Below are 15,652 nucleotides of genomic sequence, written 5' to 3'. Positions count from 1 at the left end.
GGGTTTGTGTTGTCTCCCCCGTCTGACCGCAAGCAGCAAGTCTTCCAGTAGTGTGATTAGACCCGCTCGGTCCAACAGGCTGTTGAAGTTCGTTATCGAGGCCGTTAATACAAGGCAAAAATGGTTGAAATGAGGGAATTTATTGTAATAAATGACCAAATTTAGCCCATTTTAACGCCGTAGTAGCAACGCAGATAGGATTTCAACAACCTGTTAAATATGTTTCGTCCTTTGGGCGACCTGTATGACGACGTAATGGCTGTCGAGAGACAGTCCGGAAACCAGCTTACATAGGCCTATGACCAGTTTAAAAGTAAATATCGACTCCTCCGTGATTGCGTCCACTTTTGCCGACGCTCCCAAATTCACTGTCTTTACCGATCGCAATATCGACAAGATTCCCCAGTTCCAGCAACTGCCAGAAGCACTGCAGCACGACATTAAAGTAGCTGCCAGCGTGTTCCCGTTTCGGGTTAATACCTATGTGCTGGATCAGCTGGTCGGTTGGGATGATCCCCGCAATGATGCGATTTTCAGGCTGGTATTCCCGCAGCGTGAAATGCTGGAAGATGAGGATTACGACAAGCTGTCTGTACTGATCAAGGCTGGTGCCGACAAGAAAGCCATTGCCGAAGTGGTGGCTGAAATCCGTGAGAAGCTCAACCCGCACCCGGCAGGTCAAATGGACCTGAACGTACCGGAAGCGGAAGGGGAGAAACTTGACGGCATCCAGCACAAATATCGTGAAACCGTACTGTTCTTCCCAAGCCAGGGGCAGACCTGTCACTCCTACTGCACGTTTTGCTTCCGTTGGGCCCAGTTTATTGGCGACAGCGACCTTCGCTTTGCAGCCAAAGAGGCAGAGGGCTTGATGGATCACTTGCGCGCCAATCCGGATGTGACTGATATTCTGTTCACCGGTGGCGATCCGATGGTGATGAAGGCGAAAAACCTCAAAGCCTATCTGGAGCCATTGCTGGAACCTGAATTTGATCATGTTCGCACCATCCGCATCGGCACCAAATCACTGACCTTCTGGCCATATCGCTTTGTTACCGATGCCGATGCAGAAGAGGTTCTGGAGTTGTTTCGTAAAGTGATTGCATCCGGCAAGCACCTTGCATTTATGGCGCATTTTAACCACTGGCGTGAACTGGATACCGATATCTGTCGCGAAGCGATTCAGCGTATTCGCGAGACCGGTGCGGTGATTCGTACCCAGGCCCCGTTGCTGCGTCATATCAACGACAGTGCAGAAGTATGGGCCACAATGTGGCAGAAGCAGGTTGAGTTGGGCCTGATTCCGTATTACATGTTTGTGGAGCGCGATACCGGTGCTCGACACTATTTTGAAGTACCGCTGTATAAGGCCCATGACATCTATCGTCAGGCCATGCGTAAAGTTTCCGGTATTGCCCGTACTGTGCGTGGTCCATCCATGAGTGCCGATCCCGGCAAGGTGGAAATTTCTGGTATTACCGAGATCAATGGCGAGAAAGTATTTGTATTACGCTTTATTCAGGGAAGGAATGACGACTGGGTACAGCGTCCATTTTTTGCCAAATACGACGAAAACGCCACCTGGCTCAATCATCTTCAGCCAGCTTTGGGGGAAGAAAAATTCTTCTACGAAAATGAATTCGAGGCAATGAAAGAAGCCTGATAAAAAAGCCCGCTGATGCGGTAATGCGGTTCACTTCAGAAGTATCGTCATTCCCGCGTAGGCGGGAATCCACAATTTCGAGTATTTTTCGACATGGATCCCCGCTTGCGCGGGGATGACAAGTACTTCCAACATTACGGGGAGTGCCGCGACGAAGAATCCCTTACTATTTGATTCTCGAATTGCTGACGTTAATCATTGCTCTATACTTCCACAGCAACAACTGACGAGAGCCGCTCACATGAACCCAAAAGAGCGTAAAGCCACCTGCAATTGCGGCCAACTTACTGCGGTTGTCAGTGGCCAGCCCGTACGTATCGCCGTCTGTCACTGTACTGCTTGCCAGATACGAACCGGCAGTGCGTTTGGGGTTCAGGCGAGATTTGATAAAAGTGATGTATCCATTTCCGGTCACAGCAATCAATACTCGCGAGTTGCGGATAGCGGAAATCGAATTCGCTACGATTTTTGCCCGGATTGCGGTGCCACGCTTTTTTATCAATTCGACTCAATCCCGAACGTTGTTTCCATTCCGGTTGGAGCGTTTGCGGACCAGGATTTCCCACCACCCACAATTTCAATTTATGAAGAGAGGCAGCATCCCTGGGTGAAAATAGAAGGGGATATAGAGCACATGAATTAACGGCATTTATGTAGCCCGCTTGAAGCAATGCGCAATACAGGCTACTTGGAGGCTGTCTCCCGTAACAAACTGGCCAACAATCCACATGCGTCAGTTTCGGTAAATATTCCCGCCAGCTCGCCTTCCTTTAGAACAATCACTGCACTGACATGGCGGTCGTGCATCACGTCCAGCACTCGGTCCAGTGGGTCATTAAAATCTGCCAGGCTGGCGCGAACCGGCGTGATATCACGTACCAGTGGCTCTTCATCCTCGCGCAACTCGTGGGCGGGCAGGGTGAAGCGTTTGATATCCCGATCAGACACAATGGTTTCCACTACTTCATTGTCCATCACCGGCAGATGATCAACCCCAAGTTGCTCCATCAATACCTTGGCTTGAGAGAGTGTGGCGTTGATATCGATGGTGGTGGGGCTGGCAGTCATCACCTCGCCGAGTGTGGGGATGGTTTGCTTGGGCATTGTTCAATCCTTTTTATACGATTCACTCTCTTTTGAGTAACAGTGTAGCGGATTGTCAGTGAAGCGAATTGATGCGGATCAGAGTGGGTAAAGTCGACTCAACAGGGTAGGAATAGCTGTTTCCACCCGTAAGATTCTTGCTCCCAGCGTCACTGCCTGGAAACCAGCCTCTTCCAGCTTTTCCACTTCGTACGGAATAAACCCGCCTTCGGGGCCAATCGCCAGTGTGGTCGGCTGCTGGATGTTGATAGGGCAGGGGTTGTTGCCTTTAGGATGGGCCACCAGAGCGGTACTGTCGCCGACAATGGCTGGCAGGTCATCTTCCACAAAAGGCTTGAAGCGCTTATGGAGGTGAACTTCCGGTAAGGCTGTATCGCAGCCTTGTTCCAATCCCAATATCAGTTGCTCGCGAATGGCATCTGGTGACAGAAATGGACTTTGCCAGTAGCTTTTTTCTACGCGATAGCTGTTGATCAGGTAGACCTGTTTTACACCCATGGTAGCAATGGTTTGCAGTACCCTGCGCATCATCTTGGGGCGCGGCAGTGCAAGAACCAGGGTAAGAGGTAGGGGCGCTGGAGGAGGTGTGGTCAGTTCCAGCTCCATTTCCACGGCGGATGGTGACACCGATGTAATGGTGCCGGCGCCCATGTCGCCATTGATTAAACCTGCCTTAAGTGTCTGCCCCTCAACCACCTGATGAACTTCGCGCATATGCTGAAGCCGCCGACCGGTAATCTGTACCCGGTTGGCAGAGGTGAAATCATCTTGTTCGAGAAGCAGCAGGTTCATAAGGGCGGCATTATAGTCGTTGTGGTGCCCAGACAGAAAGAAAAGGGCTCTCTATGTGAAAGCCCTTCTTTGACTACAACCATTAGGGGCTTTAACGCCCACGGCGATATGAAGAGGTGGCGCGCGAGTCGATTTTCGCCATGATGGCAGCCATTTCGTCCGCTTCTGCAGAGGCTTTGGCTTTCTGCGCCGTTTCCCGAGCCAGTTTCTCCTGGGCGATCAGCTCCTTGATGCGCTTTTCTTTGCTGCTGGATGCTGCGCGGCCTGTAGAGATTTTGGGTGCAGCCGCTTTTTTTGGCTTGGCCGCTGTTTTCGCCTGTGAAACTACAGCAGTGCCTGTTGTGCCGGCAGACATCAAAGCTTGCTTCACAAGATCCATTGAGCTTGGTTTTGGGGCTTTTGCAGGAGTAGCTTTTCGCACCGGGGTTTCACCGACAATGGTGTCCAGAGATGTTTTCACACCCTGCAGACTGATCGCGTCATACTGTTCCATGGCCTCATCGAGCAACTCTCTTGAATGCTCGCGATCCATAGCCACCCCAAATTCGGCAACGGAGAAGCTCTCTGCACCGTGTTCGAGAATGTCGTCGTAAATCTTTGCTTTGATACCCAGTGACGCGGCATCGACAAATTGCTTCCAGCGCGCTTTAGGGGTCTTTCCGGTGGTGGCCACATACACCTGATCGGTGACTTCATTGATGATGGTAAAAACGATCAAAACTAACCTCGGTACAGCGTAACAGCGAATTAATCTGGTGGTGTAGTACCACCCAAAGGGCGCGCATTATAAGGAGGCTAATTAAAAATGTAAGACTTGAAATTCCCCTTTTTTTATGGGGTCCTGAGTGTTGTGTGGTGTTTTTTTGTACAGCGCAAGGACGAAAAAAAAGAAGGCGAATTTGCCTTCTTTTTTTAAAGCACGATGGTATTGCTGATTAGCGCTTAGGGCCATTCAGCAGGGCATCTTTGGTGGCAGCTACCAGCAAATCAATTTCTTCGCTGCTGATATCGAACCATGGGGTAAAGCGCAGTGAGTTCTCACCACCATGAATTACGCCGATACCCTTGGTGCGCAGGTATTCTTCGGTAGAGTTGGCTCCGTAGCTCTTGTATTCGCCGGTCAGTTCAACACTGAACAGCAGCCCTGTACCCTGAACATTGGTGATTGGGCCGTTAAGCTCTTCTTTCAGTCTGGTGAACTTCTCGATCAGCTCTTTTCCGGCTTTTTTGATATTGGCGCGACGAGCTTCGGTCATATTACTCAGTACGGCTACTGCCACATCCATCGCACGAGGGTTGGTAGTCATGGTGTTGCCGTAAAGGCCTTTTTGATAAAGCTCGGTAGCTCGGTGACTGACACCCAGTACCGATAGCGGGAACTGACCGCCGTTGATCGCCTTGGAATAGGACTCCATATCCGGTGCCGGCAGTTTTTCAAAGCCCGGGTAGTCGACGATGGACATGCAGCCATTGGTGCGCAGACCAGCCTGAATGGAGTCCACCAGAAGCAGAGAGCCGTGGGCATGGGTCAGTTCGCGAGCCAGAGTGTAGAACTCAGGAGTGACAGCCATACCAGGATTACCTTCGCCCATTACCGGCTCCATAAACATGGATTCGATAAATACACCTTCTTCATCAGCGCAGCGGAAGGCTGCCAGCAGGGCTTCGCAGTCATTGGCAGGAACGGTGATCAGGTCATTATTGGAGCGGAAGCTGGCCAGGTATTTTTTGTATACCGGCATGCTGGAGTCAGAGTACTGAGCAGGACGGTCTGTGCGGCCATGAAAAGCGCCCTTCAGTGCCAGACGCTTGATCGGCTTGCCTGCGTGACGGCCATCAGAATCGGTCATCAGCTTGGCGTTGATATCGGAAATACGCGCTGCGATAGAGACCGCTTCACTACCCGAGTTCAGACACAAGAAGGTTTCAAACGGACAGCCATTGTCACGGCTGCGACCAATCTCGTTGCGCAAGGTCTGCATCAGGCGCATTTGGCTGACGCTGGGGGTCATGATGTTGGCCATCACATGCGGCTGGTTCATGGCTTCCAGAACCACATCAGGTGCGTGTCCGAAACCGAGCATGCCGTAACCGCCTGTGTCGTAAAGCACAGCACCTTTGCTGGTAACAATCCAGGGGCCGGATGCGCCAAGAGCAACATAGGGATTGAGGGCGTCAGCCTGATAGAAATTGAGGTAGCCCTGTTGTAACTCTTCGATTAGTTGGGCTTCGTCCTTGTCCAGCAGGCCAGGGAATTCGTTTTGGATTTGGGTGGCAGCGACAAGTGCATTATCGACAGCGCGCTCCAGGTGAGGATCTTTGGCGCTGAATTGCTCAATGATGGCGTTTTCCAGGCCATTGGTAAGACGGCTACCGCCGCAGGCACGCAGTTGTTCAAGTTTGTTGATAATCGACACTTTCTGTTACCCCTTCTTATCGCAAGGCCAATGGCCTTTGCTTCTTAGCTTTATCAAAGTAGTTTTCGGGTGCGCACATGCAGCGCTTTGCATTCCATTTTAGGAATGGGGTTGGTCAGAATGAATGGATAAAATGGTTATAATCGATAAAACTTTGGTTAAAATGTGGTTTATATCGTTAAAGTGATTGATTGAGCGGGGATAAAGGGGGAGGGGATAAGTTTAATCTTCACGACTGTCATCCTGAGCGGAGCGAAGGATCTCAGTTCTACTGACATGTGAAGAGGATTGCTTCGCCGCTTTGCGGCTTGTCCTTCGGGGCGCCATAAAAACAAAGGGCCACCTTTGCAGGTGGCCCTTTGTTTTTATGGCGCCCCGAAGAAGAGGTGAATTTGGGCTGATTTGATAAATTCAGATTTTTAATTTTAAAATCAATAACTTATTTTTGGTTTGTGACTTAAGTGTGCCAAGCTTTATGTAAGCTATTGATTTTAAAGGTAAAGTTGGCGCCCCGAAGAGGATTCGAACCTCTGACCTGCCCCTTAGGAGGGGGCCGCGCTATCCAGCTGTGCCATCGGGGCTTTGAAATTTGCATCGGTAATCCGCTGCAAAGTAAAACTTAATTGTTTCTAGTTCATCAATTAAATTGATGAGGATTGCTTCGCCGCTTTGCGGCTCGTCCTTCGGATCGCCTGCGCTTTGCTCTTGCGCCGTGCCTCACTTCGTTCGGCGCTCGAACCTCTGACCTGCCCCTTAGGAGGGGGCCGCGCTATCCAGCTGTGCCATCGGGGCGGAATGTTTGGCGCAGAAGGGTTATTCTACTTACCTAAGGTTAAACCGCAAATTTTTTAACAATATCAATCGGTTGGTTGATTTTTGAGCAGGTGTCTAATGGCAACCAGTGATCGCAGTTTTGATGGTATTTCAGAGCATTTTGCCCGCAAGATTTACGGCGGCATAAAAGGGCAGATACGCCTGGATGTATTGTGGCGCGATATAAGTGAGTCTCTGCCGGACTTTCTTTCTAAGCCTCGTACAGTCCTTGATGTAGGGGCGGGACTTGGGCAGATAGCCATTCGCCTTGCAAAGGCGGGTCACAGGGTAGAAGTTAATGATATCTCCGAGGAGATGTTGTCACTGGCGCAGCAGACTGCCCGGGAATCCGGCGTGCAGGGCAAAATAGGTTGGCATCATAGCCCTTTACAGGATTTGCCAACGTTACTGCCGCACCAGTTTGATCTGGTGATGTGTCACGCTGTACTGGAGTGGTTGGCAAATCCGTCGGAAGCGATTCAGGTGTTGGATGCCTTGGTCAAAGAGGGGGGGTGGCTGTCGTTGACGTTCTACAACCGCGATGCCCTGGTCTACCGCAACTTGATTCGCGGTAATTTCAATAAGGCGATCAGTAATGATTTTGCTGGCGACCCGAACAGTCTTACTCCACCAAACCCACTGACCGCCAGCGAAGTTGAACGTTGGCTGCATCAACAGGGGTTTGAGGTAATGGTGAAAAGCGGGATTCGCGTGTTTAACGATTATGTGCGCGACCCACGTGGTGGCAATAGCTTGCCGGAAGCAGTGAGGGAGATGGAGTTGCTCCACTCCAATCAGGAACCGTTTATTGGGCTTGGACGCTACATCCATTTTTTGTGTCGCCGCAAAACACCGTAGTGTTACCCAAATGTTGATACACTTCCTGAAAATTTTAGAGTGACGTTATGCCCCGAATTATTTTGCTTTTGATTGCCCTGTTTCTAGCCTGGTATTGGTGGTTTACTTTGAAAAAACTGCCACCGGCAGAGCGCAAACGCTTTATGTGGCGTTCTGTTTTCTGGGGCGTGTTGGGGATTGTTATTGTATTAATTGCAACCGGACGAATTCATTGGATAGCTGCCGTTATAACCGCGGCGATACCGGCGTTTAAGTTTTTATTTAATACAGCTGTTCGAGTTCTGCCATTTCTGGGCTTTCTTAAGCGTGGTCAGCAGGACCAAACTGAAGCAAAGTCTTCAAGCGGTGAAATGACTGAGCAGGAGGCCTGGCAGATTCTTGGCCTGCAGCCCGGAGCTGATAAGGAGGCGATTATTAAAGCGCACAAGCAGTTGATTCAAAAGCTGCATCCGGACCGTGGGGGGAACGACTATCTGGCAGCACGGATTAACCAGGCCAAGGATTTGTTGTTGAAGAAATAGGTCTTGTCATTCCCGCGCAGGCGGGAATCCAGAATAGCATTGCCGTGATATGGATCCCCCTCCTGCGCGGGGATGACGATAGAAATTACACCTTACAGCTACAAAAGAGCATGACGCATTACTTGCCCGTCCCCCTTTAAGTGCCAAAACCCGCCCTTGCCCAACCGGAACAGGCCCGCCCTCATATACCCACAAATCGGGCAAACCTGTTCCGGTTGGGCAAGGGCTTGCTTGGGTGCAATTTATTTTGCCAGTAGGGTGCGCCGTGCGCACCATATGGCTTGTCAACAAGCTGCTAGACAATATGCCTCATCAACAATCCATACCCACCATCTTCGGGTAACTGAATTTGCTCCGGGACTGGAACGCGAACGATGTGGCCGGAACCAGGAGCACAACTGATAGCTTCGCCATTGCGATTTTCCATGCCATCGAGTTTAAAGCTCAGGTTTCCTTGGGGTGTAATCAGCTCCATCAAATCACCGCTTTCAAAACGGTTCTTTACTTCTACGGTCAGCCAACCGGAATCTGGATCCGCTTGGGTAATGTCTCCGACAAATTGCTGGTTCGGGTTGGTCGATGCTCCCTGGGTGTAGTTCTGGTACTCCTGCGGTACATGACGACGGTAAAAGCCTTCGGTATAGCCTCGATTGGCGAGGTGATCCAGCTCCACCATCAGGTTCATATCAAACGGCTTGCCCGCAACGGCGGCGTCAATGGCGCGGCGGTATACCTGAGCGGTACGGGCGACGTAATAGTGGGATTTTGTGCGGCCTTCGATCTTCAGTGAGTGCACACCCATCTGCACAAATCGCTCCACATGCTGGACTGCACGCAGGTCCTTTGAATTCATAATGTACGTGCCGTGCTCGTCTTCAAATGCCGGCATCAGCTCGCCAGGGCGACCGGTTTCTTCCAGCAGCATAATTGGAGCCTGTTCATCCGGTTGCCAGTTTTGCGGTTCAGTGGTGGCAACACTCTCTTTGCAAATAATGTCACCGGTCTCGGTTTGCTCGGCACTTTGGGCGTTGTACTTCCAGCGACAGGCGTTGGTGCAGGCGCCCTGGTTGGGGTCGCGTCTATTCATGTAGCCGGACAACAGGCATCGACCTGAATAGGCGATACAGAGAGCGCCGTGGACGAAGGTTTCGATCTCCATGTCCGGACACTCTTCGCGAATCTCTGCTACTTCATCCAGTGACAGTTCGCGGGACAGAATTACCCGCTTTACTCCTTGTTTACCCCAGAATTTAACCGTCGCGTAGTTGGTGGCATTGGCTTGCACTGACAGGTGGATGGGCATATCGGGCCACTTCTCCCGCACCATCATAATCAGACCCGGATCTGACATGATCAACGCATCGGGGCGCATTTGGATGACATCCTCCATATCTCGCAGATAGGTGCGCACCTTGTTGTTGTGGGGCGAGATGTTGCTGGCAATAAAGAACTGTTTACCTTGGGAGTGGGCCTCGGCCACAGCGTCTGCCATGATATCGAGGTGGTTGAACTCGTTATTGCGAACCCGCAGGCTGTAGCGCGGCTGGCCGGCATATACGGCATCAGCACCATAGGCAAAGGCATAGCGCATGTTTTTTAGGGTACCAGCGGGAGAGAGCAGTTCGGGGGCAATAAGTGGCTTGTTCATAGAGTCAGCAATCGCACAGAAAATCAAAAAGGCGCGAATACTGCCACAGGACCGGTGTGGGGAAATTGATCTAAATCAGCTTTAAAGCCAGAACAGACTCCAGCCGAACGCAGCAATAATGGTGAGAATCGAGAGGGTGCCATAGATAATGAGCAGGAGCAGGTATTTAACTACCGTCAGGACGGTGGATTGTCGATAGACCTGCTTTAGCGCCATGGGAAGGTAAATCAGAGCCCAAAGAAGGATGCCCGTTATAACGATATTCAGTGTCCAGTCCGGGAAAACAGGAATAGCTGCGCCCAGGTAGGAAATCAGCATAATCAGTGAGAGCATCAAGAACAGGAAGCTCTGGCAGTGCAGCACCGCCACAAAATGATCGACAAAGTAGATTCGTGAACGCAGGTAAAACAGCTTTAGTACCAGGGCCATAATTGGCATCAGCAATAACAGTACTTTTGGCGTTGCCTCAAGGGTTAAATTGACCAATTCACTGGCGGACTTTTCCGAGAGTTTTTCCAGTTTTGCTTCAAATTCTGGTGAAAGATCGGAGTCAGCTTTAAAGGTTATTGTATCTCCCAGTGAGGTCTCTTTCTGAGATGAAGTATCTTCCTGAGATGAGGCATCTTCCTGAGATGCGGTATCTTCAGGAGTGACATCGAACTTCAGCAGATCATCCTGGAAAGACAAAAGAATAAAGCAGAATACACTCGTGAATAGATACAACCGAAAGGGAAGAATGTAGCGGGCGCGGCGACCAGCCATGTATTCACGGGTCAGGAAACCCGGTTTAAAGAACAGGGGAAGAAAAGTGCGGTTAACTTTGGAGTCGTAGCTGAAAAAAGTATTGAGCAGATCCAGTATTACGCCGCCAAAGAAGCGACGATTGTGAATAACTTCCTGTCCGCAACGATGACAGTACTCACCCTGCAACAAGGTGCCACAGTTTTCGCAGTGTCTTTCCAGTTCAAGTTTTTCGGACATGCATCGAGCTTAGCAGATGCGGCACTGACTGGTGGCAGTGCCGCACAGAGAAAATTAACCTCCGGTTGCCAATCTCATCAACTGGGCACAGAACCAGGCGGCGTAGGTGCCCAGTGCATATCCCAGGACAGCCAGCAAGACACCCACAGGAGCCAATGAAGGGTGGAATGCTGCGGCAACTACCGGAGCAGAGGCGGCACCACCAACATTGGCTTTACTGCCCACGGCCAGGAAGAACATAGGTGATTTAATCCAGCGACCAACCAGGAACAGCAGGCCAACGTGGAAAGCCATCCATACCAGGCCAACCAGGAACAGGGTGGCGTATTCAGGCTTAAAGATCTCCATCAAGTCCATCTTCATGCCAATGGTTGCTACCAGGAAGTAGATAAATACCGATCCCACTTTGGAGGCACCTGCACCCTCAAGCAGCTTGGCTTTAGTGAACGAGAGCACCAGGCCAATCGTTGTGGCGATGACTACCAGCCAGAAGAAGGGCGAATCAAGGTTGAGGTCCCGAACTACCGAAGAGTGTAAGGAGCCAAGCCATGGGGTAATCAGGTCGGCGATAAAGTGAGCGAGTCCTGTTGCACCGAGACCAATTGCAAGGATCACCATAAGATCTTGCAGTTGCGGAATACGTGCATGGTCTTTTTCGAACTTCTCAACGGTGGCCTTGAGATCTTCAATGGCTGAAACGTCGTTGCCAAGACGGGCGTCAATCTTATCGGCGCGGCTGGCAATCCACAGAAGTCCCACCATCCAGATATTGGCGACAATGATATCGACCACCAGCATGGCGCCAAACATGTTGTCGTCCACTTCAAACAGCTCTTTCATGGCGGTCATATTGGCGCCGCCGCCGATCCAGCTGCCAGCAACGGTTGAAAGGGCTTTCCATACCAGGTCGGTATTGATGATGTCGGGGAAGATCATGCCAACCAGCAAAATGGCGATTGGCCCCCCCACAACAATACCCAAAGTGGCTGTGCCAAACATGATCAACGCCTTGGGGCCAAGTGCGACGATCTTTTTCAGGTCGATACTGAGAGTTAACAGCACCAAACTGGCTGGTAACAGATAGCGTGAGGCGACGTAGTAGAGATTAGAGCTTTTGCTGTCGATAACCCCAAAGGTATTGAGCAATGAGGGCAGCAGGTAGCAAACCAGCAGTGCCGGTATTACTCGATAGAACCGGTTCCACTTGTCCGAACCACACTTGGATGTGTAGAACACAAAGCCGAGGCACAGAGCCAGTATCCCCAAAGTTACAGCGTCGCTGGTAATCAGCGCAGTTGACGCTTCATTCATTATTTTTCCCCAATTTCAAAGCAAAGCGTGTTAGCTTAATTGTGTCGGCTGGGAATGGGAACCCTATATGGCTGTCATATTCTGTTGATAATCCAACGCCATGATCTATGGTTTTGGATAGAATCTGATCCGAGAAGCGAATGGAAACTGAAACTGACACTTTGACTCAAGCGCCATCACTGGATGAGCAACTTCAACGCAGTTTGTTGCAAATCGGTGCAATTAAGGAAGCAGATCTGCAACGTGCCAGACGAATTCGTCAGGAGCAACTGGAACAGGATTCAATTGGTACTTTGCTGGTACGGCTGGGTATGGTGTCTGAGCGCACTATTGCCGAACAGCTTGCGCAACTGACTGATCTGAAACTCTTTAAAACATCTGAATTCCCTACAACTCCGGTGCTCCCTGAGCTTTTGCCGTTGCGTTTTTTGAAGGATCAGCAAGTGATGCCGATCTCGGAGTCCGATGGTGTTATCACCCTGGCAATGGCCAATCCCGAAAATAGTTACCCGATCAAGGCCATAGAGATGGCCACGGAAATGAAAGTGCAGCCGGGTATCGGGGTCGCCTCCGAGCTGGTAGGTGTTTTGGATCGCCTATACAGCGCAGCTACCGATAAAGCCGATCGCGAAAGTGTCGATTTCTCTGAACAGGATGTAGAGCAACTGCGGGATATGGCCAGTGAGGCACCGGTCATTCGACTGGTAAACAAGATTATCCAGCGTGCAGTGGATGAGCGCGCATCGGACATACATATAGAACCGTTTGAAAATCAACTGAAAGTCCGCCAGCGCGTGGATGGTGTGCTTCGCGACGAGCATTCTCCGCCACTGCAAATGGCCCCGGCGATTATATCGCGGGTCAAGATTATGGCGGGACTGGATATCGCTGAACGCCGCTTACCCCAGGATGGCCGTATAAACCAGCGGGTGCAGGGCGCGGATATTGATATTCGCGTGTCCACAGTACCCACCATGTATGGTGAAAGCCTGGTACTACGTCTGTTGAAAAGGGAGTCTGTGGCGCTGGACTTTGACAGCCTCGGCTTTACCGACAAACTCAAGAAGCAGTTCATTCGAGCGCTGGATATGCCCCACGGCATGATCATCGTGACCGGCCCTACCGGTAGCGGTAAGACCACGACCCTCTATACCGCACTGAACAGCCTGAATACCGAAGAGCGCAAAGTTATCACTGTGGAAGATCCAGTGGAGTACAACCTGGAGGGGATCAACCAGATTCAGGTGAATCCGTCGATCGGGCTCAGCTTTGCCAATGCATTGCGGTCGATTATGCGTCAGGACCCCGATGTGATCATGGTGGGGGAGATGCGTGACCTGGAGACCGCCAAAATCTGTGTTCAGTCCTCCCTGACCGGCCACTTGGTGCTATCGACCCTGCACACCAACGACGCCGCCAGCAGTATTACCCGTTTACTGGAGATGGGGGTGGAGGACTACTTGCTGAATTCCACGCTTCATACGGTATTGGCGCAACGTCTGGTTAGAGTACTCTGTAAACAGTGTCGAGAAACCTATACCCCAAGACCGGAATTGGTGTCTGAACTGAAGCTCGACCAGTTTACTGATGGTCAGCCGGTGCAGCTGTTCCGACGTGTCGGCTGTGAGGCCTGCGGTGGTACTGGTTATAAAGGTCGTACCGGCATTATCGAGCAGTTGGTGATCAGCGAACGTATTCGCGAACTGGTATTGCAACACGCCGGTGCCAGCGTGATTGAAAAAGTGGCACGAGAGGAAGGTATGGATACCTTGTTTGAAGATGGCTGTAAAAAAGCCCTGCAGGGCATCACCAGCATCGAAGAAGTGGTGCGAGTGACCCAGGAGGGGTAAATGCCGGTTTTTGACTACAAAGCGGTTACGCCACAGGGGGAAATTCGTACCGGCCAGATGTCTGCGGGTGGGCAGGCGGAAGTCATTGCACAGCTACAGAGCAGTGGCCTGATTCCAATTTCAGCGCAACAGCAGGGGACTAAGGTCGGTGCCGTGCTAACCCAGCGTCGCGGCAGTAAAGTTCGCGCCAATGATCTGACGGAGTTTACCCGTCAGTTGTCTATTCTTACCGGTGCCGGCTTACCGTTGGATCGTTCACTGGAAATCATTCGCTCGGTGTGTCGTCACGATGCGTTACACAATATGGTCAGTGAAGTTCAGGAGTCGGTGCGCGGCGGCTCTACGCTATCAAAAGCACTTCAGCAGTTTCCGGGGCTGTTCAGTAACTTTTATATAAACTTTATTCGCTCGGCAGAGATGTCCGGGGCGATGTCTGAAAATCTTAGAGACTTATCTGTCTACCTCGATAAAGCACGTGGTTTGAAAGAGCAGTTAGTGTCTGCATTGATTTATCCGGCAGTGTTGCTAGTGGTTGCCATTATTGCGTTGATTGTTATCACAGTAGTGGTGTTGCCAGAGTTTGCCAGCCTGTTTGCCGATATGGGGGCGAGTCTGCCGCCAGCTACAGCATTTGTAATGGCATCCGGTCAATGGCTTCGAGATTACGGATGGGTGTTACTGATCGTACTTTTGTTGATGGTTTTTTATATCCGCCAAAAGAAATCGGACGATGCCTGGCGCCGCCGTTGGGATCAGCGGGTTTTGAATAATCGTTTGTTGGGGGATCTAACCCAAAAAGTGGAGATGGCTCGTTTTAGCCGCAGTCTGGGTACGCTTTTGCGCGGAGGCGTTCCGTTATTGGGTGCTTTGAATATTGCTCGGGAGGCTCTGCAAAACCGGGTCATGGCGGGTCACCTGACCGAAGTGACCTCTCAGGTTAAAGATGGCAGTGATATGGCCGGGCCAATGATTGCCAGTCAGGTATTTCCTGATTTTGCGTTGCAGATGATTCAGGTGGGTGAGGAGACTGGCCAGCTGGATGAAATGCTGCTGAAAGTCGCAGAGGTTTACGATGAAGAGGTTTCTATTGCCTTGAAGCGCGCATTAGCACTGGTAGAGCCAGCCATGATTATTGGTTTGGGCTTGTTGATCGGCTTCATCATTATTTCAGTACTGGTAGCAATTTTGGGAATTAATGAATTAGCAATTTAATCAAATAACAAATGGCGTATTTTGAGTGTGCCTCTAATACAAGCTTCGGAGTGTTTTATGCAATACAGAAATAAAGGATTTACGATTATTGAACTGCTCGTGGTTCTGTTGATTCTAGGTCTTCTTGCCGGTTTGGTTGGGCCTCAAATTTTAAAGCAGGTCGGCGGATCAAAAACCAAAACTGCCGCACTCCAAATAGAAGAATTTGCCACAGCCCTGGATCTTTATCATCTGGACATGGGACGCTACCCATCCACTCAGGATGGGCTGGATGCGTTGGTTTCAAAGCCGGGAAATGCCCGATTCTGGAATGGCCCTTACCTCAAGAAAAAAGTGATTCGAGAGGACCCCTGGGGCAACGAGTATGTTTACCGCTCACCGGGTGAACATGGTGATTACGACCTCTATTCGTTAGGGGCAGATAATCGCGAAGGTGGTACAGGTGATGATGCGGATATTGTCAGCTGGGAATAAAAAGTGTC

14 protein-coding genes and 1 tRNA gene are annotated in these 15,652 nt (G+C 50.8%); 7 read left to right on the top strand and 8 right to left on the bottom strand.

Annotated features, from left to right (window positions below; all coding sequences use genetic code 11):
* Window positions 1–298: 298 nt before the first annotated feature.
* Window positions 299–1,663, top strand: coding sequence for a hypothetical protein (locus QP938_07735; GenBank protein WIO73203.1), 1,365 nt, complete (start codon window positions 299–301; stop codon window positions 1,661–1,663).
* A 241-nt stretch (window positions 1,664–1,904) separates the two neighbouring features.
* A complete protein-coding gene (locus QP938_07730; GenBank protein ID WIO73202.1) occupies window positions 1,905–2,306 on the top strand; it encodes a GFA family protein in 402 nt (133 codons plus the stop codon).
* A 41-nt stretch (window positions 2,307–2,347) separates the two neighbouring features.
* On the opposite strand, the gene QP938_07725 is transcribed toward QP938_07730, so the two are convergent.
* The 5 genes from QP938_07725 to QP938_07705 form a co-directional block, all read right to left on the bottom strand.
* Window positions 2,348–2,767, bottom strand: coding sequence for a CBS domain-containing protein (locus QP938_07725; protein ID WIO73201.1), 420 nt, complete (start codon window positions 2,765–2,767; stop codon window positions 2,348–2,350).
* Between the two features lie 78 nt (window positions 2,768–2,845).
* On the bottom strand, window positions 2,846–3,559 hold the full coding sequence (locus QP938_07720) for a 16S rRNA (uracil(1498)-N(3))-methyltransferase (GenBank protein WIO73200.1): 714 nt from the start codon (window positions 3,557–3,559) through the stop codon (window positions 2,846–2,848).
* 91 nt (window positions 3,560–3,650) lie between these two features.
* Complete coding sequence (locus QP938_07715) at window positions 3,651–4,277, bottom strand: GIY-YIG nuclease family protein (protein WIO73199.1); 627 nt, start codon at window positions 4,275–4,277, stop codon at window positions 3,651–3,653.
* A gap of 217 nt (window positions 4,278–4,494) precedes the next feature.
* Window positions 4,495–5,976 (bottom strand): aminotransferase class III-fold pyridoxal phosphate-dependent enzyme, encoded by a 1,482-nt coding sequence (locus tag QP938_07710; GenBank protein WIO73198.1) that lies wholly within the window; start codon window positions 5,974–5,976, stop codon window positions 4,495–4,497.
* A 504-nt stretch (window positions 5,977–6,480) separates the two neighbouring features.
* Window positions 6,481–6,557 (bottom strand) — tRNA-Arg (locus QP938_07705).
* Window positions 6,558–6,867: 310 nt separating this feature from the next.
* Here QP938_07705 and QP938_07700 point away from each other — a divergent pair.
* Window positions 6,868–7,647 carry a methyltransferase domain-containing protein gene (locus QP938_07700; GenBank protein WIO73197.1) on the top strand — a complete coding sequence of 260 codons (780 nt, stop codon included), beginning with the start codon at window positions 6,868–6,870 and terminating at the stop codon, window positions 7,645–7,647.
* 47 nt (window positions 7,648–7,694) lie between these two features.
* Window positions 7,695–8,168 (top strand): DnaJ domain-containing protein, encoded by a 474-nt coding sequence (locus tag QP938_07695; GenBank protein WIO73196.1) that lies wholly within the window; start codon window positions 7,695–7,697, stop codon window positions 8,166–8,168.
* Window positions 8,169–8,463: 295 nt separating this feature from the next.
* On the opposite strand, the gene yegQ is transcribed toward QP938_07695, so the two are convergent.
* The 3 genes from yegQ to QP938_07680 form a co-directional block, all read right to left on the bottom strand.
* On the bottom strand, window positions 8,464–9,816 hold the full coding sequence (yegQ, locus tag QP938_07690; protein ID WIO73195.1) for a tRNA 5-hydroxyuridine modification protein YegQ: 1,353 nt from the start codon (window positions 9,814–9,816) through the stop codon (window positions 8,464–8,466).
* Window positions 9,817–9,897: 81 nt separating this feature from the next.
* On the bottom strand, window positions 9,898–10,797 hold the full coding sequence (locus QP938_07685; GenBank protein WIO73194.1) for a DUF3667 domain-containing protein: 900 nt from the start codon (window positions 10,795–10,797) through the stop codon (window positions 9,898–9,900).
* Between the two features lie 54 nt (window positions 10,798–10,851).
* Entirely contained in the window at window positions 10,852–12,108 is a 1,257-nt protein-coding gene (locus QP938_07680) for a DUF819 family protein (protein WIO73193.1), read from the bottom strand.
* Window positions 12,109–12,248: 140 nt separating this feature from the next.
* On the opposite strand from QP938_07680, the gene gspE reads away from it, so the two are divergent.
* From gspE to gspG, 3 genes are read left to right on the top strand one after another with little or no spacing between them, the layout of a single operon-like run.
* Window positions 12,249–13,958 carry a type II secretion system ATPase GspE gene (gene gspE / locus QP938_07675; GenBank protein WIO73192.1) on the top strand — a complete coding sequence of 570 codons (1,710 nt, stop codon included), beginning with the start codon at window positions 12,249–12,251 and terminating at the stop codon, window positions 13,956–13,958.
* On the top strand, window positions 13,959–15,170 hold the full coding sequence (locus QP938_07670) for a type II secretion system F family protein (GenBank protein WIO73191.1): 1,212 nt from the start codon (window positions 13,959–13,961) through the stop codon (window positions 15,168–15,170).
* Between the two features lie 57 nt (window positions 15,171–15,227).
* Complete coding sequence (gene gspG, locus QP938_07665) at window positions 15,228–15,644, top strand: type II secretion system major pseudopilin GspG (protein ID WIO73190.1); 417 nt, start codon at window positions 15,228–15,230, stop codon at window positions 15,642–15,644.
* Window positions 15,645–15,652: the final 8 nt, after the last annotated feature.

The sequence above is a fragment of the Porticoccaceae bacterium LTM1 genome, from assembly GCA_030252795.1.
Classification (GTDB): Bacteria; Pseudomonadota; Gammaproteobacteria; order Pseudomonadales; family Porticoccaceae; genus SCSIO-12696.
The sequence above is the reverse complement of the archived record's forward strand: the minus strand, read 5'-3'. Positions and strand labels throughout refer to the sequence as shown.